General features: G+C 42.9%; 17 protein-coding genes and 1 pseudogene. 12 read left to right on the top strand and 6 right to left on the bottom strand.

Going from position 1 to position 23,840, the window contains the following annotated elements:
* Nucleotides 1-245 precede the first annotated feature (245 nt).
* Nucleotides 246-1,819 (bottom strand): annotated as a pseudogene (locus CTT31_RS18555) (lytic polysaccharide monooxygenase).
* 642 nt (nt 1,820-2,461) lie between these two features.
* On the opposite strand from CTT31_RS18555, the gene CTT31_RS18550 reads away from it, so the two are divergent.
* A complete protein-coding gene (locus CTT31_RS18550; protein WP_211857437.1) occupies nt 2,462-2,956 on the top strand; it encodes a DM13 domain-containing protein in 495 nt (164 codons plus the stop codon).
* A gap of 44 nt (nt 2,957-3,000) precedes the next feature.
* On the opposite strand, the gene CTT31_RS18545 is transcribed toward CTT31_RS18550, so the two are convergent.
* From CTT31_RS18545 to ahpC, 3 genes are all read right to left on the bottom strand, one after another.
* Nucleotides 3,001-3,399, bottom strand: a complete 399-nt coding sequence (locus CTT31_RS18545) for a DUF4177 domain-containing protein (protein WP_211857439.1) — start codon at nt 3,397-3,399, stop codon at nt 3,001-3,003.
* A gap of 407 nt (nt 3,400-3,806) precedes the next feature.
* A complete protein-coding gene (ahpF, locus tag CTT31_RS18540) occupies nt 3,807-5,375 on the bottom strand; it encodes an alkyl hydroperoxide reductase subunit F (RefSeq protein WP_260492733.1) in 1,569 nt (522 codons plus the stop codon).
* Between the two features lie 105 nt (nt 5,376-5,480).
* On the bottom strand, nt 5,481-6,050 hold the full coding sequence (gene ahpC / locus CTT31_RS18535) for an alkyl hydroperoxide reductase subunit C (protein WP_010377859.1): 570 nt from the start codon (nt 6,048-6,050) through the stop codon (nt 5,481-5,483).
* Between the two features lie 229 nt (nt 6,051-6,279).
* Here ahpC and CTT31_RS18530 point away from each other — a divergent pair, with 229 nt between their 5' ends.
* From CTT31_RS18530 to CTT31_RS18500, 7 genes are all read left to right on the top strand, one after another.
* Nucleotides 6,280-6,702 carry a DUF3429 domain-containing protein gene (locus CTT31_RS18530; protein WP_211857443.1) on the top strand — a complete coding sequence of 141 codons (423 nt, stop codon included), beginning with the start codon at nt 6,280-6,282 and terminating at the stop codon, nt 6,700-6,702.
* A 130-nt stretch (nt 6,703-6,832) separates the two neighbouring features.
* Entirely contained in the window at nt 6,833-7,612 is a 780-nt protein-coding gene (locus CTT31_RS18525) for a GGDEF domain-containing protein (RefSeq protein ID WP_017218245.1), read from the top strand.
* Nucleotides 7,613-7,786: 174 nt separating this feature from the next.
* Entirely contained in the window at nt 7,787-8,869 is a 1,083-nt protein-coding gene (locus CTT31_RS18520) for a methyl-accepting chemotaxis protein (protein WP_260492731.1), read from the top strand.
* Nucleotides 8,870-8,938: 69 nt separating this feature from the next.
* Entirely contained in the window at nt 8,939-9,517 is a 579-nt protein-coding gene (locus tag CTT31_RS18515; RefSeq protein ID WP_069021786.1) for a DUF7010 family protein, read from the top strand.
* Nucleotides 9,518-9,575: 58 nt separating this feature from the next.
* A complete protein-coding gene (locus CTT31_RS18510) occupies nt 9,576-10,031 on the top strand; it encodes a hypothetical protein (protein WP_211857444.1) in 456 nt (151 codons plus the stop codon).
* A gap of 46 nt (nt 10,032-10,077) precedes the next feature.
* Entirely contained in the window at nt 10,078-10,860 is a 783-nt protein-coding gene (locus tag CTT31_RS18505; protein ID WP_260492730.1) for a DUF2431 domain-containing protein, read from the top strand.
* 185 nt (nt 10,861-11,045) lie between these two features.
* Nucleotides 11,046-11,894, top strand: coding sequence for an EamA family transporter (locus CTT31_RS18500; RefSeq protein WP_039491207.1), 849 nt, complete (start codon nt 11,046-11,048; stop codon nt 11,892-11,894).
* 79 nt (nt 11,895-11,973) lie between these two features.
* Here CTT31_RS18500 and CTT31_RS18495 read toward each other — a convergent pair whose 3' ends face one another.
* Nucleotides 11,974-14,457: a S9 family peptidase gene (locus CTT31_RS18495; RefSeq protein WP_260492729.1), complete on the bottom strand. Its 2,484-nt coding sequence runs from the start codon at nt 14,455-14,457 to the stop codon at nt 11,974-11,976.
* Between the two features lie 137 nt (nt 14,458-14,594).
* Here CTT31_RS18495 and CTT31_RS18490 point away from each other — a divergent pair, with 137 nt between their 5' ends.
* From CTT31_RS18490 to CTT31_RS18475, 4 genes are all read left to right on the top strand, one after another.
* The gene (locus tag CTT31_RS18490; RefSeq protein WP_045989296.1) at nt 14,595-15,605 is read left to right on the top strand and encodes a LacI family DNA-binding transcriptional regulator; all 1,011 of its coding nucleotides are present in this window, start codon (nt 14,595-14,597) and stop codon (nt 15,603-15,605) included.
* A gap of 331 nt (nt 15,606-15,936) precedes the next feature.
* Nucleotides 15,937-17,163 (top strand): threonine/serine exporter family protein, encoded by a 1,227-nt coding sequence (locus CTT31_RS18485; protein WP_017217546.1) that lies wholly within the window; start codon nt 15,937-15,939, stop codon nt 17,161-17,163.
* Nucleotides 17,164-17,435: 272 nt separating this feature from the next.
* Nucleotides 17,436-20,012, top strand: a complete 2,577-nt coding sequence (locus tag CTT31_RS18480; RefSeq protein WP_260492728.1) for a TonB-dependent receptor — start codon at nt 17,436-17,438, stop codon at nt 20,010-20,012.
* Nucleotides 20,013-20,271: 259 nt separating this feature from the next.
* Nucleotides 20,272-21,600: an energy transducer TonB gene (locus CTT31_RS18475; protein ID WP_211857448.1), complete on the top strand. Its 1,329-nt coding sequence runs from the start codon at nt 20,272-20,274 to the stop codon at nt 21,598-21,600.
* 35 nt (nt 21,601-21,635) lie between these two features.
* On the opposite strand, the gene CTT31_RS18470 is transcribed toward CTT31_RS18475, so the two are convergent.
* Complete coding sequence (locus CTT31_RS18470; protein WP_260492727.1) at nt 21,636-23,741, bottom strand: winged helix-turn-helix domain-containing protein; 2,106 nt, start codon at nt 23,739-23,741, stop codon at nt 21,636-21,638.
* Nucleotides 23,742-23,840: the final 99 nt, after the last annotated feature.

Genomic DNA, 23,840 nt, shown 5'->3' with positions numbered 1-23,840 from the left:
AAATATCACAACAAATATAAAATACACAAAATCACAATAACATCTTATTTAATAAGTTTAAAAACCCAGCTAAATAGTGAGAAAATATTTTTTTACAACTAAACTCAAATAAAATGACTAAAAATTTCTATATTGCATTTTTATAAATTTAACGTCTGTCTAAAAATCAACACTGCTACACTTGCATTTGAGATTAAGATCACTGGCAGTGGTATCTACCAGTGATTTTTCAGCGGGGTTTTAGACTACAGCTTGCGCCATACTGAGTGCTTGTCTGGTTGTTGACCTTTGGTCCACCAGCGCGCTTGATATTCAACGCCTTGATAACTCACTCTGTCGCCGCCTGTATATGCCTTATTGGCATTCCATGTGTTACTAGCATCGGACTTATCGACCAGCTCCCACGCATCACTTTGATCGGGCTGCTGACCTTTTACCCACCATTTAGCACGATAGCTTTTTCCCTGATACACTGCGGTATCGCCAGCGGTATAAACTTGATCGGCACGCCACGTATCACCATTTGGTGGCGCGGTTTGGTTAGTCACTGTGATGGTAAAGCTCACAGCTTTTTCAGACGTGCCATCAGAAACGGTGACTTGCCCCTGATAGTCGGTATTTTGCTGAACCTCAGGCGCAGCCAACGTGATAGTTGCACCGCTACCGCTATAACTCAGTGGCGCAGGGATCTGCCATGCAAAGGTGAGTGGATCTTGGTCATCATCAAACGCATGAACATGAAGTGATGTGCTTGAGCCTTCTTTTAGCGTGATATCGGCAGGGGTATGAACCACAGGGGCGCGGTTTTGTGGCTTAGCTAGAATTGAAAGGTTAAAAGTGTACTGGGGAAAACTTACAAACAGCTGATTAGCAGCGAGTTGCGCAGCATCAAATACAATATTGCCGTCACTTTGTTGTACGCCAATTTGCAGCGTATTCGCATGATTATTATTAAGTGTGCTAGCAAATTGCGCAGCCCAATGATTGATATTACTTTGTGTTATCGACAGTTTTTCTTGTACCAATTCTTGCCCATCACCATCAAACACGCGTAGCCATACCGTATCGCCTAAATTAGCCAGTTGACCCTGTTTGATAAAAAACCAGCAGACGTCCAACTTATCGGCTCAGTCGGTGTAGTATCTCGTACTATGGTGACGTCGCTACAATTGTAAAAGCCTTCACCTACAACATCATCACGCTGCCAACGCGTATATAAGATAGCATCTCCGCTGAATTTACTCGGCACCGCGACCTGCATTTCATAATAGCGTTTACCGTCTGGTGCGACGAAGAAGTCTACATTGCCATACTCTTGCACTAGCTCTAAATCTTGCCACGCTAGGGGCGTTGACTGAATATCCGCCTCCGGTTTGGTGAGATAAAACTGCCAAAAGCTAGGGTTGTGAGGCGTTGTTGCACGAAATTTCACTTTAATTTGGTTTTGAGCATCTGGCGTTATCGCAGTTCTTTGCCACTCACTCGACGCGATATTCATACCCGCTTTGTTTCTGTCGCCACCCGCACAAAGTTGTCCATCAGGAACAACAGCTTGTACCGCTTGCAGATTAAAATAATCCGGAACATTTGCTGCAAACTCATGCTTTTGAATAAACTGCACATGCTCAGATGCTAGGTAAGCTGCTCGACATGCCGCGTTTGGGATATTGCTTCCATCTTTTGGCCACCAAAATCCGCCCTGCTCCTCACAAATCGCTTGTCTTGCCTTTGGACTATCCATATAACCATGTGCAAATGCGTTCGATGCAGCCATGCCAAGTGCCATGGCAATACTGACTGTTAACATAGAGTTTTTCATTTTCTTCTACTCGTATTAGAGAAGTGACCACCGCCACTTCGATTAAGATTAGAATGAGCGAGAATCTATTGTTGCTTGTCACACGAAATTCAGTCTTGCTCTACGCACTAAGATTTTACTCGTTGATAAACACAACTTATCTTGGTCACGCCACTGTACTTCGGCAGTAAAAAACAACGCTGTCATTTTTTAACAACTGATAAGCTATCGTACGTCCATGGCATGCTCGCCTTCATTTTTGTAACAAAAAAGTATCCAAGTTAATCTTATTATGAGCATCAACTCGAACTAGAGGCATTTTACCCAAGCAAAAATCAATAACAATAGATGAGATTATTAATTACATTCAGTACTTTATGGTTAGATTAAAAAACACCTTTACACCATAATTCCGGCCTAAACACCTGTTTACTCTGACTATTACAATAATCAAAACAATTGAAATACTTTATTCTCCAATAATTAACAATCAGAAGGCACTACTCTGTGTAAAGTTTTATCTACATTGGGTACTAAATTACATTTAATAAAAGCACTTTTTTCTTATCAACAAAATTAAAAACAACCCTTTTTTTACGCAGCCGTTTTTTCTACTAGAGCCTTATAATTTGGCTATACTTTGACTTTATTGCTCACTTGGAAATGATTTTGCGGACGCTATTTACGTTACTATTGCTCATTGTGGTGTTTATCATAGGGTTTATTATGGGTGTGTACACTTTACCGATAATGACGCAACCTCCGGCGGCTAGCTACACAGAAATACTTGAGATCAGTAAAGCCGCAACATACAAAGGCCAATTCAAAAAGGAGCTTAAAGATTCAGACGCATTACATTACGCCACTGGTGAGATTTATTTTACGGATAACCACATTGCATTTGTGGGTGAGATAGCCCCTGGGCCTGATTATCGCCTCTACCTCGCCAAAACATTTATTGAAACAGAAGCCGATTTTAAAGCACAAAAACACACCATGGTGGAAATTGCCAACATTAACCAATTTTCGCAGTTCGTGCTGCCCAAGTATCGCCAAGTTGATCTGGCCCAGTTTCAAAGCGTTATTATTTGGTGTGAGCATTTTGAGCAGTTTATATCGGCAGCGCCATTACAACGCATGGATAGTAACCAGATCTGAAGTGATGGTACGACCGGTAAACAGACGAGCCAACACTAGCTCTGTTATGCTGTCTCTCGCTCCAAAATAACAACCATGGAATCAGATTCACCAAAGCCTGATGCAGGAATAACAACCTGTTTTAATTGCCAGCCATTTTGCCCTTCAGCATTTAATAGCGACTGCACGTCTGGTGTCCCTGATTTAAAAAAGCGCAATTTAAATGGTAATTCAACTGTTTTATATTCATATTTTTTCATCACTCTAGCCTCCTTAAGAGTAAGACTCGCATAAGCTAAATTAAAAGTGGCAGCTAGTGCCTTCTGAGTTTCCATGGAAGCACTCGCCTCTCTTTCGACCCTCTGAATGGTTCTTTTGCTTAAACCAGAAGCACCAGCTAATTGCTCTTGGGTCCACCCCTTGAGCATCCTTTGCCTGATTATTAAAGCGGCATCAATTTTCATTTTTTACACTTATATCTATTCCCTAGCGTTATTAAGTAATACCCTAAAAATATGAAGTTTAAAACGCCAAATAAGTGAAAGCTTGGCGACAAAGAGGCGACAGCACGGACAATTCAAAGCTTTTTTGCTTTCTAGAAAGCCCAAAGACACACTACACTTTGGAGTAGGAGCTGCTTTACGCAGCGATCTTGTGTTTCTTATTCAACCAAAATCCTATTAGCTAAGCTAGTAACCTCTCGCCGGATAAACCGCCACCCACAAGTCACTATACAATTTGGAGTAGGAGATGCTTTACGCAGCGATGAGTCTTAGAAACCTAAGCCAAAAAAAGCCACACTGTTGAAGTGTGGCTTGGGAGCATTGCATGGGTGTATTGTTGCAATGATTCTTTCCAGTAATGCGAGAAGTTAAGCAGCTTGCTCGTCGTCTTGTCCTAACCGAATTAGGTAATCAAAAGCGCCTAAGCTTGCTGTCGCTCCACCACCCATCGCAATTATGATTTGCTTAAACGGTGTGGTGGTTGCATCGCCTGCGGCGTAAACGCCCGCTAGACTAGTCGCACCTTTGCTATCAATTTCGATTTCGCCAAAGCGGCTAAGTGCAACTTCACTCGACTTTAACCATTCAGTATTTGGTACAAGCCCAATTTGTACAAAAATGCCAGCCAATGGTAATGAATGCGATCCGCCGCTCACTCTATCTGTGTAGTTCAAACCCGTTACTTTATTGCCGTCACCAACTACTTCGGTGGTTTGTGCGTTTTTAATAATGGTAACGTTAGCAAGACTTTTCGCCTTTTTGATCAGCACTTCGTCAGCTCTGAGCGTATCGGCAAATTCTAATACCGTGACGTGTTCAACGATATTTGCTAAGTCGATAGCCGCTTCAATACCCGAGTTACCGCCACCAATGACTGCAACAGGTTTCCCCTTAAATAATGGACCGTCACAGTGCGGGCAATATGCTACACCTCTACCCTTGTACTCGGTTTCGCCGGGTACATTCATGCTTCTCCATCGTGCACCTGTTGCCAAGACTAGAGATTTGGCCCTTAATACCGCACCGCTTTCAAGTGTGATATCAATGGTTTCACCTTTGTTAATTGCCGCTGCACGCTGGTTCTTCATCACATCAACGCCATACTGGTTAACATGCTCTTCTAACTGTGCAACCAACTTAGGACCTTCGGTTTTTTGCACTGAGATAAAGTTCTCAATGCCCAAAGTATCGGCAACTTGGCCGCCAAAACGCTCCGCAACTACCCCTGTATTTAACCCTTTGCGAGCAGCATAGATTGCAGCTGATGCACCAGCAGGGCCACCACCTACAACGAGCACGTCAAACACGTCTTTCTCGTTAAGTAATGCCGCTTGTTTTTCACCAGCTTTACTATCCAATTTGAGTAGTATATCGCTCAGGCTCACTGCGCCTTGGCTAAATTGCTCACCATTTAAGTACACGGTTGGCACGGCCATGATATTGCGTGATTCCACTTCTTCTTGGAACAAAGCGCCATCAATCATGGTGGTGGTAATAATTGGGTTAACAGCCGCCATGAGATTCAAGGCCTGTACGACTTGCGGACAAGTTTGGCAACTCAGTGAGATGTAAATCTCAAAGTTCAATGCGTTATCTATATTCCTGATCAGTTCCAAATCGTCTGCCGATGCTTTAGTGGCATGGCCACCTGAATGCAATAATGCAAGTACCAAGCTGGTAAACTCATGTCCCATAGGCACACCGGCAAACGTAATTTCGCTCTTTGTTTCAACGCCACGCACCACCATTTGTGGGATACGTTCACCTTCATTTGATTCAGATAAAGTAATTTTGTCGCTCAATGACGCTAAGTCTTGTGCTAACCCTTTTAGCTCTTGCGATTTTTTACTGTCATCAACAGTAATGACGAGTTCAATCGGACGTTGTAGAGAGCTAAAGTGGCTTTGTAGTTGAGTTTTAATTTGGTTGTCTAACATATAAGGTAACCCTCTGCAGAAACTACAGTAAAAATTCGCAAAAACGATGAATTTGATTCATCTAGATGGTTGAGATGGGAGTGCATATCGCACTCCCCTGACAAATTAGATTTTGCCAACTAGGTCTAGTGAAGGCGCTAATGTTTCTTCACCTGGCTGCCAAGATGCCGGGCATACTTCACCATCGTGAGATGCGATGTATTGAGCAGCTTGTACTTTACGTACTAGCTCTTTGGCGCTGCGGCCAATACCTAGGTCATGCGTTTCGATAACTTTGATTTCGCCCTCTGGGTTGATAACAAAAGTACCGCGAAGTGCCAGACCTTCTTCCTCGATCATCACGCCGAAGTTACGAGTAATACGGCCTGTTGGGTCACCAATCATTGGGAATTGGATTTTCTTAATGGTGTCTGACGCATCGTGCCATGCTTTATGCGTGAAGTGCGTGTCTGTCGATACAGAGTAAACTTCTACACCCATTTCTTGTAGCTGTGCGTAGTAGTCAGCTAAGTCGCCAAGCTCTGTTGGACACACGAAAGTGAAATCCGCTGGGTAAAAGAATACGATTGACCATTTGCCTAGTAGGTCTTGCTCAGAAACTTCTACGAAGTCGCCACCATGGTATGCAGTTGCGTTGAATGGTTGAATTTTAGTATTGATTAATGAAGTGCTCATCGCTTTCCTCACTGTTGTTTAGTTTAAAATAATGTTGGCGATTACTGTTCGCCTTGGCTTGAGTACAAAGATAAGGGGAAGTGATAATTAAATAAAATGGATTGTTTGAATCACTGTAATCGAAAAAACCGATAACTCTCTTTTAAGTGATCAACTAATTCAGCATAAGAGTATAAAAATAAGATAATTACGGTATGATCCCAGCAATTAACTACAGCAGAGCGTAACTATGCACCCGTATTTCAATCATATTCAACTTGGTTACTTTGGCTTCATTCCCTTTTTGGCTTGTATCGCGTGGACGCTAATGACAGGTGTATCAAGTGACGTGCTTCATGCTTTTCAGTTTTACAGTCTAGGGATTCTAGCTTTTATGGCCGGAAATTTATGGCGTGCAGGTGAGCAAACCTACAAACAAGCGATACTGGCCGTGATTGTGGTAATCCCTTATCCCTTACTTAGTATTGCAGCACCACAATGGCTGCTTCTCTATCTCGCTATCGCATATTGGCTTGTATATTTTATAGAGCGCAGTTCGTCTCGCTGGGGTGACTATCATAAAGACTATCAAAAAATGCGAACAGTACTGACTTCTCTCGTTTTTGTTAGCCATCTATTTATGATTGCTCAAGCACTTGAGTTAAACGCATAAGCGGCTTGCTTCTTAAGCTCAATTAACTATAACTAAAGATAACTGAAGCACCAGAAGCCAAAGTATTTTGATCAAACACGCGTTAGCTCCCTTAGTTATATGGATAGCCATCATCTTTTTTGGTGGCTACATGTACTATATTGGTCACTACGAATACGAGAGCTACGAAGAATTGTTTTGGTTCGGTATTTCTTTCACTTTATTCAATTTGATCACCAGAGAAATCGCAAATCCGTTCTTACGCCTTGCCCTACTTGTGTATTGTGCGGGTCTACTCCTTGATATTATTGATAATTTTACCGACGGTTTTTCCATTCCCTTACTTAATTTTGACACTTCTTTAAAAAATATCGGTTTTTTACTCATCAGCTTTGGTTTTTACTGCATGATCACCAACAAAAGAGCCAGCATTACAGAGCTAAAAAAAGAAGTAGAGAGAAGAAGATTATTAGAGGAGCGGATGCGGTATGAAGCTAACCATGATGCGATGACAGGCGTGGGCAGTCGTCGCGCATGTTTTGAAGGCTTGCAAACACATCGCTTTGATAATCAATGGCTACTCTACCTCGACTTAGATAATTTTAAGCAGGTGAATGACAACTATGGCCATCATATTGGCGACGAGGTTTTGATTAAGTTTACGCAGAATATGAAAGATTACTTTGGCTTAGACTACAGCTTTCGTATCGGGGGAGACGAATTTATTGCCTATATTAATGCGGTGCTTCCAGATACAGACGAAGTAAGAGCGGCATTATTAAAGGGATTACACGATTACAAAATTAACGTCAGTATAGGAATGGTCAAAGTTGACCCAGCTAAACAAGCTGATCTCATCATCCACGAAGCCGATGAGCATATGTATGGCGATAAACGCGGTAAATCACTCAGATCTAGTGCTCGAGGATAACATCATAACACAGTTTTATTGATTCAATTTCAATGACGCTCAGCGCGCCAAAATCCAATCACAATTCTACGCTAACTTCTCTAAATTTATAGCTTTTTTAAAACCTAAAGAAGTAGCACTATTTTCCAATGATTGCTAAGCTTGCGTTAATATCAAGTTACAAGGGAAAATAACGTGTTTGCAAAACTATTTACAAACAATGAAACCCAACAAGCCTTATTAGCCGCGCAACAAGAGATTGCCAGTTTAAAACATGCGAATGCGCAATTAGTTGCTGAAAATGAGTCATTAAAACAAGAAGTTGTAAGTTCACAAGCTGCACTCAATGATAATACTGACAATCAACTACTGCAGTGTGCATTGACTGGATTAAGCCAAGTGCAAGGGATCCGCGAAACCGTTCTTGCAAGCTTTATGAGTATTGAAGAAGAAAGCCATTCAATTGAGCAAGTAAACTCCGCCTTTTCTAAATCTGAAACCGCATTGCGTAAAATACTCACGGGAATGGAGCAGCTCGGCGGCAATATGGACAGAATGACCACCAATATTTCTGGCCTATCACAGATGGCCGATAGTATTAATACCTTTGTCACGACGATTTCAAAAATTTCAGATCAAACGAATCTGTTAGCGCTTAATGCTGCTATTGAAGCCGCCCGGGCGGGTGAAGCTGGCCGTGGCTTTTCGGTTGTCGCCGATGAGGTACGTGCACTGGCAACCAACACCAACGAGTCCGCCAACGAAGTCTCCGATCTGGTCAAAAAGATCATCGATACGACTCATACAACCGTGAGTGCCGTGGAAGAAATTCAAGCGTCTAATATCACCCTATCTGACAGTATTGGACACCTAAACGATGAATACGAAGGAATAGTAAGTTGTTGTGATTCAATGAAAGACACCATTTTGGTCTCTACTACTCAAACCTTTATCCAGACCGTAAAGCTCGATCATGTCGTTTGGAAAGGAGACGTATACAACGTTATTATTGGCAATAGCCATAAAAATATCAGTGACTTTGCCGATCATACGATGTGCCGCTTAGGTAAGTGGTTTGGTGGCGATGGCGCCCAAAAGTTTAGTGGTCACAATGCGTTTAAACGCCTAGAAGCTCCGCATAAAGAAGTCCATAGAGCTGGTGTAGAAGCAATGAAAAAGTTTAAAGCAGGTGATTCTCAAGGCGCAGTAAAACAGCTTAACCAAATGGAACATGCCAGCGTTGAAGTAATGGACTTACTCGACCAACTAGGGCATTGATAAGCAAGTTCTTTACAGACACATAGCAACCGAAAGCGAATTTCAGAGGTACGATAAGGTTAATACCCAATGGCTAGAGAGAGCAAAAGGCTGACTCAGGGAGATATTATGGACAACCGAGATGAATTAATAAACCTAACTAAAAAAGGGATAGGATTCCCATTTGCAGGTTTAATGGTAATTTGCTTTTGTACTTTAGCCATTCATTTTATGCCGCAAAGACAAGCTTTGGTCATGGTGATTTTTGCAACCGGAAGTACATTCCCAATAGCCTTCCTAATCTCAAAAATGTTCAAAGTCAATCCATTTGCTAAACACCCCCCGTTATCAAACTTAGGGACGGTGTTAGCATGCGCCCAATTTTTATATTGGCCAGTATTAATCTTAGTATTTCAATTAGTCCCAAATTGGTTCCCTTTTGCCTTCGCCATTCTTTTTGGCTCTCACTTCATTCCATTTGGTTGGCTTTATAAAAGCAGAGCTTATTACTTTCTGGGCATTGCAATGCCTTTAGTTGGGTGTGTAATGACGGCTTTTGGCAGCGAGTTTTCCTATTCGTATACATTTTGGGCACTTATTCCTCTGTATTTTTTTACGTGTATACTACTTCTTAAAGAGAACTCTTCATTTAGGTATGCTGAGTTATAAACGCTTATAATAGACAAATAATGGTACTACACCGTTCCGATATAAATAAAGGAAATCAATGCAATACCAGACTAAAAGGATAATAGGCTGTATTTTCCTTTCAACATTTGCGGGTATTGCTATCTTTACTGCAGTTGCACATCTTTCATGTATTTATTTGGGTGCTAGTTGCTATCGCGCGCAACTTGCTCCAGCAGATATTATCGACTCCGCCATCGCAGGCACTTGGTATGCGCCTACTGCAACCGTTTTTATCTCCGCATTATTTCTAACCACTGCCGCCTACGCACTTTCCGCCCTCAAGTGGATCAAACCATTACCTATGCTTCGCCCCGCCATCTTTACTATTTCAACGTTATGTTTAGTAAGGGGAGCAATTACACTGCCGCTAGCCATTGTTTTCCCTGAAAAAACTACCAGTTTTGCAATTGTGGCTGGAGGGATTTGGTTTTTGGCTGGTGTATTCTGTCTAGTTGGCTTTAAACTAATAAAAGAGCCAATTGCTACAAGATAATAGCCGGATTTGATAAACTCCTCCTTTTACTGATTTAGATTGTTACATGATACTCGATAAAAACTGGCGTATTCTTACCGTTGGTGACGGCGATTTAAGCTTCTCATATTCATTAGCAAAACATTTTGCTCCAGCCCATCTTACTGCCAGTGTTTACGACAGTGAAAGTGAACTTAAGCATAAATATCAAGATAATGCATTTGATAAGCTGCATGATTTAGGGGTAAATGTAGTGACTCAATTTGATGTCACTGAGGCACATTGTTGGCAAAATGTGCCGTCGCATGCCTTTGATGCAGTTATTTTTCAATTTCCTCTCATTCCTGCATTTGGTTCGTTTGAAAGCTTCCAAAACCAGACCTTGAGCGTTAACAGTCTCAATCGGAAATTGCTGCGAGAATTCTTAATAAACGCAGCGGCTTATGCACTTGACCCAGATGGCGCTCAGCTCGGGATCATTACCTCAAAGGACGTAAAGCCCTATATTGAGTGGGATCTAGAAGGCAGCCTTGTCAACGGACTTGAGCAATATTACCTCGGCCAATCTCGATTTGAGATTTCACAGTTCCCAGAGTATCAAATTCGCAATGTCGACCGTGATAAACACGTAAAAGACACCAGCGGTATTAGCTATTACTGGTCTGTTAACCCAGCTCACGCCATCAAAGAAAAGCTCAAAGTGCCTGACTACCTGGGTGATAATTACTGTACCATTTGTAGAGCAGGCCCTTTTATCAATGACAGCGATAAGCTCGCGCACTTAGACTCGAAAAAGCATAAAAATATGCAAAAACATGAAAGTGCTTGGCTTAACTATCTGAGTACGTAAACAAAATTGGAACGATAATAAAAAGAAAACATTGAAAATTAAAAGTAAACAAATCAACAAATAACCATTTCAAAAACCAAGAAAGGCATAAAATATACAAAAGTAATTGAGCCATTATTTAGACACGATTAGACTAGCCTTATATCGCCATTTTTAAGCTTGTTATTTATCTTATTGGGGTCTCAATGCCACTACTTAGCCGCGACTTTGTCATTGCGATTTTATGCCTACTTTGCGCTATGGTCACCATTCAATCCGGTGCCTCTATTGCCAAGCAGTTATTTCCGTTTGTGGGGCCAGAGGGTACCACAGCATATCGCCTTGGATTTTCAGCTCTTATTTTATGCTTGGTGTTCAAGCCTTGGCGTCATTTACCAACAAACTGGCGACCACTCATCGTTTATGGCCTGTGCTTGGGCGGCATGAATATCACCTTTTACTATGCCATTGAACGTATCCCTATTGGCATTGGTGTGGCATTAGAGTTTACTGGGCCGCTCGCCGTAGCGCTGTTTTCATCTAAACGGAAACGTGATTATTTGTGGGTTGCATTTGCTATTTTGGGGATCTTGCTATTGTTACCAGATCTTGGCGATGTCAATGGCTTAGACCCAGTCGGTGTTGCTTTAGCCTTAGTTGCTGGCGCTTGTTGGGCTGGATATATTCTCTACGGTAAGCGCTCAGGCAATGAAAGCTCCGGCGGGGTGACTGTGGCAATCGGCATGACGGTTGCAGCCCTTGCTATCGTGCCGTTTGGCGTGGTGTCTCAAGGTGCTGCACTGCTTGATTGGTCACTAATCCCATTAGGTATCGCAATTGGTTTATTATCCAGCGCCCTGCCTTATAGCCTAGAAATGGTAGCGCTTCGAAAAATGCCCGCACAAGGGTTTAGTATTTTAATGAGCGTTGAACCTGCTGTTGCGGCGTTGGCTGGCTTTTTAATTCTTGGAGAGTTGCTGACTGTTTGGCAATGGCTTGCCATTTTTATGGTAATTACCGCTTCCGTCGGCAGTTCAGTATCCAGTAAAGAGTAGGAAACTTAAGTTTCGTATAATTGAATAGGGTAAATAGAGGGAGTAGATCTACTACCCCCTCCATTGTATCGATTTACTGTTAGTTAACTGTCGCTTCCGTTGCGACCGAGATCATTTCATCTGTTGACGTGTCTTCAGGGATTGCTTCTTCTCTCTCAGGGAACAGATACTTTTCAAGCCACTGCTCTTGCTCCCAAAGTACATGTAAAATACTTTCTCGTGCTTTATAGCCATGGCCTTCTTCTGGCAGCATCACCAGCCTAGCATTACCACCCAAGCCATTCATTGCAGCAAACATACGTTTAGATTGCATAGGAAAAGTTCCTGAGTTTGGATCTTCCTCTCCATGGATCATCAACATAGGTTCGTTGATTTTTTCCGCGTGAAAGAAAGGAGACATACTGGCATAGACGTTTTGCGCTTCCCAGAAGTTACGCGGCTCCCCCTGAAAACCAAATGGCGTCAAGGTGCGATTATAAGCCCCGCTTCGTGCAATGCCAGTGGCAAATAAATCACTATGGGCAAGTAAGTTAGCCACCATAAACGCCCCATACGAATGCCCTGCAATCGCAATGCGCTTAGGATCTGCTATACCTTTTTCCACTAAGGTATCAACAGCTGCTTTCGCACTCGCAACCAATTGCTGCCTAAATGTATCATTAGGTTGCGTATCACCAGCCCCCACAATCGGCATCGTCGGATCATCAAAAACAGCAATACCTTTTGCTAAATACGGCATAGGTCCCCAATAGCCAATATATGGGAATTGATAAGGCGATTCGCGCACCTGTGAGGCAACGGCTTTATCTTTAAACTCAAGCGGATAAGCCCACATCAACACAGGTATACGACCTTTTGATGGGTCATAATCTGTAGGAAGATAAAGATTACCAGATAACTCAACGCCATCATCACGTTTGTACTTGATTTGCTCTTTTACAACGCCTTTAAATGCAGGATAAGGATGCGCAAACTTAGTTAGCTGCTCCAAAGTATCAAACTGTAAGTCACGGACAAAAAAGTTAGGTTGCTCTTGGCGTGATTCACGCACAGTAATAAAGCGCATACCTTCGTCATCTAACATTGCACGCACTCGTTCGTAATAAGGTTCGCTCGACTGCCAAATACGAGTTGAAGTATTGGTTTTTACGTCAAAACGATCTAAAAAAGGAATATTGCCTTTCTCAGATGCACCGTCGCCCGTTAAAAACAAATACCTGCCTCCAACTAGCTTCAACACTCTTGAACCTAAATCACTATTTTCATATACAAAGTTGCCAGGATCTTTGTATGCATCATTATAACTGCGCTCTGAAAACACCACGCGATTTTGCTCTGGATTGCGCGGAGAAAATACAGAAGAGCGAACACTGCGATCGGCAAAGCGCCATTCATTCAAAATCGCAACATTGTTATCGGCCCATTCAATACTCGAAAAACGACGTTCTACTTTTGCGAAAAGTTCAGGCTCTTTTTTGAATGGCGAACTAATCGTGTAAAGGTGGTCATGGTAATCAACCTTCGCACTCATGTCCCCACCATCTTGCGCTTCGGCCCATATTAACGTCGCGCCATGGTCGTCACGCCATTGGATCTTGCGAGGGCCTTCTCTTACGCTATCAAAGCCCGCTGGCAGTGCGTCGGCTAGTGGTTGTCTTGCCACTTCAAATAATGGATAACCGCGCATCCCCCACACCTGCCATACCGCAGGAAAACGGCTGTAAGGCACTTGGAATGAGAAAGGATCGGCCATCATACCGACCACTAGATTGGTAGAGTCTGGCGAAACAGAGAAGTGTTTAAGATAGGTTGGGTTACCAATTTGCTGCGCGCTAGCATTAAGATTTAGCTTAATTAACTGCCCCTCAGAATAGAACTTAAATAGCTGAATATCATAGGGACTAGACAACAAATTCTGATAAGTGCGTGTCGATGCTTTTTTGCCAGATGTGGTTTGTACTATTGGTGTTAGACTAGATTTATCTTTTGCGCTTGGCTGTTTGCCATGATTAATAGCAATATTTGCGATAATCGCAGTACTGTCTGGCAACCACTGATATGGCGTTGAAGTCACCACGCCATTTAAAGTTGATTGAGTGAGCTGTTTAAGGTTGCGCTGCTCAATATCGTAAGCCCAAAGCGTAGCACTATTTTCTTGTTCAAGAATAAACGCGAGATAGCGGCTATCTGCACTCCAACTTGGCGACTTGATCTTGCCTTTAGGTAGACCTGTCACCTTAATTAAGGCACCGGTTGCGACATGTTTAAACTCAATAGAGCTATATTGGCGGCTGGAGGTCCGCATAAAAGTTTGCGGGTTGAACTTTATCCCCGCAAGCGCTTGCTCTGGCTGCCCAAGCTCTTCGAGCGTAAGCACCCTATTGCGCTGTAACAATGCCAACCAATTACCGTTCGCACTCAATTTAGATGTAGGGATCAATGGTGCATCAACAAGCTTTGCCAGCTCTGGAGAAGGTGTCATGTAGCCTTGCCCTTGTGCACATACCGTATATGATACGGTAGTCATTAATATGATAAATGTGATTTGTTTTAATAATTTCACTGTATTTACCTATCTTCGGCGTTTAACGGATGATCATATAACGATTATCGGGAAATGTGCAGAGATTTGCGATTTAATGCGATGAAAACTTGATGTACACTTAGTCACTTAACCAGCCATAATTGATACGAATTAGCATGAACAACGATAAAAAACTCGCTAAGGTTACCATTTTCGATGTTGCCGAAGAGGCACAAGTTTCTAAATCAACAGTATCCCTCGTTCTAACGCATAGCGATAAAGTCAGCGATAAAAGTAAAGAAAAAGTATTAAAAGCCATCGAAAAACTGGGCTACGTTTATAATCGCGACGCAGCAGCGCTACGTAGTAAAAAGTCTAATCTTGTTGCGGTTGTTATCAACGACTTAACTAACCCGTACTCTGCTCAGCTTGCTGTCGGATTAGAAAAGCATATTTATGCATTAGGTATGGTACCTATGCTGGTCAATACAGGCGAAGACTTTAATCGCCAGCGCCAGGTGGTTAACACACTTAAAGAATACAACGTTTGTGCCTTTGTCATGGTGCCCGCACCAAGCACCCCGCGAGAGTGGCTTGATCAATTGGCTGACTCTGGATTTCCAGTTATTACCATTATGCGTGAAGTGGCCTTCGCGAAAGCCCCTTGTATTCTACCTGACAATAAAAAAGGGACTCACCTAGCAACGACTCACCTCATTGAGCAAGGCATAAAAAACATTGCTTTTTTAGGTGGTACCCCTGAAATCTCTGATTACCATGAGCGACTGTCTGGTTTCCAAAGCGCGCTAAAACTCAACGGATTAAATGAAGCGCAACCTGCGATCGCTGCTCCAACCAATCGCCAAGGGGGCCGAGAAGCGTTTAATACCCTCATCGCTGACCATAAAGAGATAAAAGCTATCGTTTGCTTTAGTGACGTCATTGCATACGGTGCAATTGAAGCCATGCGCGAACATGGACTGGTACCTGGTGAAGACATCAAAGTTGTCGGTTTTGATGACTTGCAAGACTCCCAGCTGATGAAACCCGCATTAACGAGCGTCAGAATTGATGCCGACGACATCGGTAAGCGGACATGCCATACACTGTCCGAAATTTTAAACAAATCACAGCCTGCCGTTAGAACCTTGGTGGATGTTTCATTGCAGATCAGAGAATCATCGTAACTCTTAGCATTTAGCAATAAATGTATCGCCGAGACCTGTTTATAAAAAATGCAAATATTTGCGGCCAAAACTATAGACATTACTGAGAATCTGGATAGAATTCGCAGCAATCTTGGCCGCCAAATTTACCTATGCAAATAGTCTGTTGCGAATATCAAATTCGTGTGCAAAAACATAACTAAAATCTAGATGATATGTATCTTACTAGCAGCGCGTACCCATGATGAGCTCAGTTTGATTTTTTTAATTTCAAACACCATACTTTTTTAACATTTTCGCCAATTCGCTTCATTCAGTAGAATTGGCATTACATATTTAAGGTTCTCTTTCGTTGAATAACGCAACCTTTACAGAGAAACGCCGCTTTATTGTGAAGTTAGGCAAAATGCTTCACAAATACGGTACCCCTGCCTATCGACTCGAAGCACATTTAATGGAAATAGCCACTCACCTAGGGCTAAAGTCTTCCTTTGTTATGTCTCCGACATCTGTCACTTTTGTAATTTGGACCGAAGGTCATGAAGAAGAATATACCCATGTGGCGCGAGTTGATCCCGGCGATCATGATTTAGGTTCATTGGCAGATACGGATGACGTCGCAACACGCGTGTTATCTGGTGAGCTTTCAATCCAAGAAGCTGAACAATGCCTTGAAGCCATTTTGCACGCTAAGCCCCCTTATAATAAGTTAATGACGGGTCTTGCATTTGCAACCTCAAGTGGCGCATTTGCGATGCTGATGGGAACTAGCTGGAATGACGTTTGGTGGTCGGCGCTAATATCGCTTGTGGTCTACATATTCGTGCTTTGGGCAAGTATTTCCAAACGCGTAACACATATGCTTGAGCCTTTGGTCGCCATCGTATCAGCGGTTGCTGCCTGCGCAGTGTCTGTATACATTGACCCGCAGGTCAACATCCGTTTGGTGGTACTTTCGGCCATTATCGTGTTTATACCTGGCTTGGCGCTGGCGCTTGGGTTTGCGGAATTATCGGCTCGCCATCTAGTGTCAGGCACCGCTAGAGTCATGGACTCTATTATGTTGCTCTTTAAGCTCTACTTCGGTGCATTTTTGGGGATCAGTTTAGGGTTTGCGTTTTTTGGACAAGTTGATTTTATACAACCATCACCATTACCACGTTGGACGGCTTGGCTTGCAGTGCTATTACTTTGTAGCAGCCTAGTTATTATCTTTAGAACAAAGTTACGCCATGCAAGTTGGTCACTCGCATCAGGCTTTATCGCCTACGCAGCCAGTATCAGCTCTGCGGTTTACTTTGATTATGCACTTGGTACTTTTGTAGGTGCATTTGCAGTGGGTGTCTTTAGTAATATCTTTAACCGTGTGGTAAATGCCCCTGCGTCCATTGTTGCAATGCAAGGTTTGATTGTGTTGGTCCCTGGTTCTAAAACCTATATTGGACTTAATTCTTTAATTGAAGGCCAAAGCTTTGTTCATGCGGACCATATTGGCCAACAAACCTTTTTAATATTTATGTCTCTTATCGCTGGCCTTATCTTCTCAAACGTTGTACTGCCACCTAAAAAGAGCTTATAACGCGCAAAAAGAACTGGAAAGGCGACTTTCCAGTTCTTTGTAGTTATGAATGTTAACAAAAAATAAAGTCAAATCCTTCCAGTAAACTTAACTTAAACCGTAAGCTACCGAGAAAATATTATTTTATATCCATATATTTCAATAAAATAAGAAAAACAAAAGTTAAAAACCTCCAAATTCATAACTATTCATTTCAATTCAAGATTTAACAAACCCCACTGGTGTTTAATCTTTCTCGTGGTCAATCACAAGTAAGCACTCAAGGGGAATTTATGTTTCGCAATAACAAGAAAAAACTGGCTGTATTAATCAGCCAATCTTTGCTCGGCTCGGTACTTTTTGCACCGGGTCTAGCTCTCGCTGAAGAAAACAACAATCAAGAAGCAGCTAAAAATGGTGAAGTTGAAGTTATTCAAGTCAGAGGGATCCGTGGCAGCGTTGTTCAATCACTCAATACAAAAAGATACTCAGACGCCATTGTTGATGCAGTAACCGCCGAAGACATTGGCAAATTTCCAGATCAAAACGTTGCCGAATCATTACAACGAATTACCGGTGTTTCAATCACGCGTAGTTTTGGTGAAGGTGAACGCGTTAGCATTCGAGGCACAGGTGAAAGCCAAAACCGGACCTTATTAAATGGTCAAGCCGTTGGCTCAGCGGACTGGTGGACTAACTCAGCGGCGAGCCGTGGATTTAACTACACAATGTTACCCTCTGAAATCATTTCTGGGCTTGAAGTTTACAAATCACCAGAAGCCGATATTGACGAAGGCTCTATTGGTGGAACCGTGATTGTTAGAACACGTAAGCCGCTTGATTTAGAAGCAAATAAAATTGCAGGTTCAATTATCGCACAGCACAGCGAAGTGTCAGGTGAAACCGACCCACAACTTTCCGCTATGTACAACTTTAAGACCGATGATGAATCTTTTGGCGCCTTAATTTCTGTCGTGCGCCAAGAACGTAACTTGCGCCGCGATGGTATTGAAGCATGGTCTTGGACCTATCGTGATATCACACTTGAAGATGGTACCGTCGTCGACAATGTCTACAGCCCTGGCGGTGGCGGCTCAGCCATGTTCTCACAGCAGCGCGTTCGCACGGGGATAAACCTCGCCTTACAATATCGTCCAAATGAAAATATGGACATTGTATTCAATGCGTTAGACTCTACACTTGAAGCCGACAATGAAAATCAAAACTTCCTGTGGTTACCCGGTTACGGCGGCTCACAATATACTGACATTACCGTTATCGACCACCCCGTAGTTGGAAAGATGGCCGTCGGCGGGACGCTTGGCTTATCACCAGATGGTAATAACATTCTGGATGAGACCAAAGTACGTAACTCTGAGCTCAAAACCAAATCGTACGACTTAAAAGTTGAACATCAAGGGCAACTTTGGGAATCTTCATATCACTTAGGTTACACAGAAGGTTCGGGTGGTTCACAAGCGGATCGCTCCGTTGGTTGGGAAGGCAACTATGTTCACAGCTTTGATGCGTCACAAGAGGAAGACGTAAAGACCAGTTATGCTGCCGATCCAAACGATGGTGATAAATGGAATTTAGGCTTTTTACGCTATGACAGCAATGATGCGAAAGATGATGAAACTTACTTTCAAGCCGATTTTAAACGCCCAATTGATGTCGCTATCTTTAATCAGATCAAGGTAGGCTTTAAATATCGTGATCACAGTCGTTTTAATACCAAACACACAACGGACAATCGCACAGACTTAAACTGGAGTTTGGCTGATTACTCTAAAGCCATGCCATCTGATTACCTATCAGGCATAGGCTCATCGGGCACAACGCGCAGCTACGCAATTACTGATTCAAACAAAATACGCCAAGAAGGTGATGCGCTGGGTTGGAATTACCGAGTATTGAAAGCCAGTACTTTCGATATCAATGAAAAAATTACCGCAGGCTACATTAAAGCGAATCTGGATGCAGATGGTCTACGCGGTAATTTAGGTGTAAGACTTGTAAATACCAAACAAACCTCATCCGCGTTTGCAGGTGAGTCAGGTGCTGAGGTATGGACAACGGAAGAAAAGGACTACTTCGACATTCTTCCAAGCATTAACTTGGCAATTGACTTAGATGACGATTTATTAATGCGTTTTTCTGCGGCACGAGTTATGTCTCGCCCAGATTACGCCGATATGACCGCATCAACTTCATACAACCTAGAAACACAAACCGGCACTGGCGGTAACCCTGACATCGACCCCTATCGAGCGACGCAGTTTGATACCGGTATCGAGTGGTACTTTAGCGACGCAGGCCTTTTTTCTGCGGTATTTTTCTACAAAGATATTCAGTCGTTTATCGAGAGCCAACCAGCACTTGAAACTCACGAAGGTAAAGAAGTGCTGATCAGCCGTCCTGTTAATGGGAAAGCAGGCCGCATTCAAGGCCTAGAAGTCGGTTATCAACAAGAGCTATACGAAGGTTTTGGCGTTGCAGCTAACTATACCTATGTAGATGGTGAAGCCAAAGATGATGAAGGTAACGACATCACCATCCCAGGCAACTCTGAGCATACCGTTAACTTGAGTTCTTATTATGAAAACGAATTCATTAGTGCCCGTATCTCATACAACTTCAGAACAGGGTATGATACAGGTCGAGACTGGCCAGGATACATTGACGATTATGGTCAAGTAGATGCCAACCTTACCTATAATTACAATGAGAATGTGGCATTTATTCTTGAGGCCATCAACTTGACGGATGAACATACATTTAGCTATCAGGAAAAGGGAGTTGAGCAGGCACTAACGGGTGTCTATGCCGATGGAAGGCGTTTTAGCGCAGGGGTTAGATTTAACTTTTAACACCGAATAGCGAATGAAACTTTTACCGCTAAATCTGGTCTTATTAGCCGTAAAGAAAATAGTTTCATGACTCGAATTAAGTCGCTTCCAAGCTAACACAGGTTCGACTTAGTAAACTCCCTGCCCGGAGTTCCAAAAAGCTGATAGCGTTTGCTATCAGCTTTTATTATTTAAATTTCCCTTATATTGTGGTTATATAGCCTATTAAAAATGACCACAGCAACCCCAAAGAGCAGTCCGAGGATGAGTAATCAATAAAATGCGCAACAATCTCATTTCTGGGCTTATTTTTTCATTTTTTATGAGCATGAGTTGGCTGACAAAAGCCGATCTTTACGATGCTACCCTCGCCTATCAGAATGAAGAATTCACTCTTGCATTTTCTGAATTCAATCGCCTAGCTCAATTAGGTAATGCAGACGCCATGTATAATCTTGGGGTGATGTATTTATACGGCCAAGGAACCGAACAAAGTGCCGCAAATGCCTTTGCTTGGTTTTCATTGGCTAAAGAATTCGGTATAGCTGAAGCCTTTCAAACTGCGCAACTCGTTTTGCAGCAGTCCGACGACCAAAGTGGTCTAAAAGATTTCGTAACACTTCAAAAAAATCGTCTGGCAGACACCTATTTACTTGATTCAACACTTGCCCGGCTCAAACAACCCAATATCGTTTCTACGCCGAGTAAAACTCACGATGTATTACCTGACTACCCAGATGAGGCTGTACGACAAGGGATTGAGGGCTGGGTTTGGTTAGAGTTTGATATCGACCAAAGCGGTAAGGCCACCAATATTGAGGTCGTAGATAGCTACCCCAAGCACATATTCACCGCTAGCTTGCTAAATGCGGTAGAAAAGTGGCGCTATAGTGGTCCAAAACAAGCACACACCTTGATTTACCATTTTGCGACATATAAAGGCGAGCAATATCGCGAAACCTTAGCCATTCAAAAGAAGGCCTACGAAAAACAGCTTAAGCAGAATATCGATGCGGCAGAGCGCGGTGTGGCGCAAGTACAATACTATATTGCTAACTGGTTGAGTATGAAAGATTACAATGCGTATCAGCTACTGCGCTATCACTGGCGCTCTGAAGAGCCGGTAAATGAACTGTATTTAGCCGCAGCTAAAAATGGCTTGGACTTGGCACAATATCGCTTAGCAACTCAGCTTATCAATGTGGGAGAGCATCGACTTAGTGTACTTTGGCTAGAACACGCAGCACAGACCATGGATATCGCAAAATATCGCTTAGCACGAACACTGCTTACAAACACAGAACAGCAGGATGCTCCACGTGCTCTACAAGTACTTACCGAGGCCTCGAATAACGGCCATTTGCGCTCCACACTTTTATTAGTAAACACTTATTTAACTCGTCTCAACGACAAAGCTCAGGCCAAGACTTGGTTGCGTCATGGTCTCACCATCGATCCCGAACACCCTGAACTACTGCTACTGTCTGCCAAACTTACAGATAATCAGGCAGAGGCCAAAAAGCTTGCCTCACAGGCTTTGAAGTCGGCATCACAGCGCAATTGGAGTAGTAAAGCAATACGCTTATTCCAGCAAAAACTAGCTAACTAACTGTACCCAACCTGAGCTTCGAGACATTAATATCTTCATCGCTCACCGTACTCCAGTAATACTATGTCACTTTCATAATTGTTGATCCGGTTGAATATGACCTGACTGCCATCGAAGCTTGCTAGTACCTGTAACTCGGTAAACCCAGCATAAAGGTGTAACCCAATTGGTTGAATTTCTTCGACTTTATTTTCACTACTTAAATAGCGATAAAGCACCAGTTGGTGACCTCTTTTCAGTACAAAATAAACCCCGTCTCGGTATACTGCTGGCTGGTAAAGAGATAAAGACCCACGTAACTGCTCTACATCAATTGTTTCAGTCAGTGCAGCAACTAGGTATTCCCTAACTTGTTCTTTGTACCCCACAAAGCTTGAGTTCTTCTGGGTCAGGGATAAATCAGACGAACGAGTCACCAGAGATTGTTGCTCACTGCGCCCTTGAGATACGGTAAATTGCCATGCCTGCCATTTGGCTTCCGTCGAGAGCTTTGCTCGATAATACAGGTTTCTACCATCCTGTGACCAATGCAAGTCAGCAACTTCTGCAAAGTTATCAACTACTTTTTTCACTTCTTTAGTAAAAGAGCTTATTAAATACACTTTATGCGACTTTGATAATACGGCGAGATATTCGTTATTAGGCGACAGCAATAGCAAAATAGGCACTTCTCCCAGCGGCATAGTACCAAGCAAACTCGACGTTGGTCGAAAAGCATGTTTATGCCACAGCTCAAATTGTGGCGCATCATTATTTTTGGCTGTCACAGAGGCATATACAAAATGTGCGCCATCATCAGACAAAGCGGCAAGTAAGTCCATCCTTGCGGGCGACGTCAACTGCTTTTGCTGTGCTTCGCTTTGTGCATCTACAGCGAGCTGATAAAAGTTAATTTCAGCCACGCCCTCAGTGTGCGCCGAGGCACGCAAACGCGTATTAACATCAATCTCAGATATCGCTCCAAACCCGGAGTATAACAACTGCTGCTCACGACCTTTAAGTACACTCAAGTTTTGTTTGGCGATAATAACCGTATCGTCCTCATAACCATGACTCAATGCCGAAAAAGACTGCTTGGAGAGTGTGGTAGTTTGCCTTTCAGGATCCCCAAGTTGCCCCAGATTAAGCCGATAAACGCCCTGCTCTTTTACCTGATACAACAGCGCTTGTTGGTTAACTTGATAATGTGTTACATCGCGAATAGGCAACGCCGTAGTGTTGAGCACTTTAGGATGATTATCCGCAAAAGTGACCGCTACAGATTGCAAATAGGTCCCACCTTTATCCCAAGACTTAGTGATAAAATGACCCGCTCGATATTCAAGCCAAGGCGCTGAGTCTTGTGCGCTATTACAACTGCCAAGCACGCTATCGCGCGCTAGTCGCCACATTTCTATTGGACCTTTCACGTGTAACGCCCGTACTTCACAGGAAACCGGATCTGAGCGCGAATAAATCAGCCAGTTACCATCTAAAGACCAACTTGCCGACTCTTCACTATAACCGCTGCTTTTTATCGTATGGGTTGTTTTGGTCTCAAGATCATAGACCGCCAAATCAAATTGATCGGCTCCCTCAGCTAAATAACTGTAGGCTAAATAGTTACCATTTGGAGAAAAGCGCACAAAGACTTCAGCACCCGGCGAGGATGTGATCCGAGTTGCTGTGACGGGCTGCTGTTGCAAGTCATTTTGCCACTGCTTGGCAATAAAAACGCCAAACAAAGTCACCACAAGACCCATAAAAAACCCGAGCAGCGCAAATTGCGCGCCACGCCCACGAGACAGCTCCTCTACTTGCTCAAGTAGCGTCGGGGCTTTTTCAATTTGTGCAATACATTGATAACCTAGCCGTGGTACCGTTTTAATTATTTTTGGCTCGTTTGAACTGTCACCAAGCAGCTTACGTAGCTGTAACACTAGCTGGCTAACAGAGTTATCACTGACGATAGTACCGGGCCATACGATATCTAAGATGGCATCTCTGGTAACAACCTGTCCCTTGTTAGCAATCAATAGACGCAATAATGCCGCATGCTTCGCTTCGATGCTTCTCCAAGAACCGTCAACACACACAGATAAATTACTCAGGTCGACAAGTATCTCATTGATTAAAAAACGTTTATCTAAGTTTTCAACCATCAACTACTAAAAATTTGTAAAACTATGGTTAGGCTCGTAATAAAAGCGTATTATGGGTATCAACTAAAGGTAACTTACTCGTATTATAAGTTGAGCACA

Origin of the sequence: Pseudoalteromonas maricaloris, assembly GCF_024746855.1 — a bacterium.
GTDB classification, from domain to species: Bacteria; Pseudomonadota; Gammaproteobacteria; order Enterobacterales; family Alteromonadaceae; genus Pseudoalteromonas; species Pseudoalteromonas maricaloris.
This window is presented reverse-complemented; position numbering and strand designations above follow the sequence as displayed.

Bases quoted from the DNA above. Each gene is read 5' to 3' on its own strand.
- CTT31_RS18475 (WP_211857448.1), top strand. From the start codon at position 20,272: ATGCGCAACAATCTCATTTCTGGGCTTATTTTTTCATTTTTTATGAGC.
- CTT31_RS18550 (WP_211857437.1), top strand. From the start codon at position 2,462: ATGATTTTGCGGACGCTATTTACGTTACTATTGCTCATTGTGGTGTTT.
- CTT31_RS18505 (WP_260492730.1), top strand. From the start codon at position 10,078: ATGATACTCGATAAAAACTGGCGTATTCTTACCGTTGGTGACGGCGAT.
- ahpC (WP_010377859.1), bottom strand. From the start codon at position 6,050: ATGAGCACTTCATTAATCAATACTAAAATTCAACCATTCAACGCAACT.
- CTT31_RS18530 (WP_211857443.1), top strand. From the start codon at position 6,280: ATGCACCCGTATTTCAATCATATTCAACTTGGTTACTTTGGCTTCATT.
- CTT31_RS18525 (WP_017218245.1), top strand. From the start codon at position 6,833: ATGTACTATATTGGTCACTACGAATACGAGAGCTACGAAGAATTGTTT.
- CTT31_RS18515 (WP_069021786.1), top strand. From the start codon at position 8,939: ATGGCTAGAGAGAGCAAAAGGCTGACTCAGGGAGATATTATGGACAAC.
- ahpF (WP_260492733.1), bottom strand. From the start codon at position 5,375: ATGTTAGACAACCAAATTAAAACTCAACTACAAAGCCACTTTAGCTCT.
- CTT31_RS18545 (WP_211857439.1), bottom strand. From the start codon at position 3,399: ATGAAAATTGATGCCGCTTTAATAATCAGGCAAAGGATGCTCAAGGGG.
- CTT31_RS18510 (WP_211857444.1), top strand. From the start codon at position 9,576: ATGCAATACCAGACTAAAAGGATAATAGGCTGTATTTTCCTTTCAACA.
- CTT31_RS18480 (WP_260492728.1), top strand. From the start codon at position 17,436: ATGTTTCGCAATAACAAGAAAAAACTGGCTGTATTAATCAGCCAATCT.
- CTT31_RS18500 (WP_039491207.1), top strand. From the start codon at position 11,046: ATGCCACTACTTAGCCGCGACTTTGTCATTGCGATTTTATGCCTACTT.
- CTT31_RS18470 (WP_260492727.1), bottom strand. From the start codon at position 23,741: ATGGTTGAAAACTTAGATAAACGTTTTTTAATCAATGAGATACTTGTC.
- CTT31_RS18490 (WP_045989296.1), top strand. From the start codon at position 14,595: ATGAACAACGATAAAAAACTCGCTAAGGTTACCATTTTCGATGTTGCC.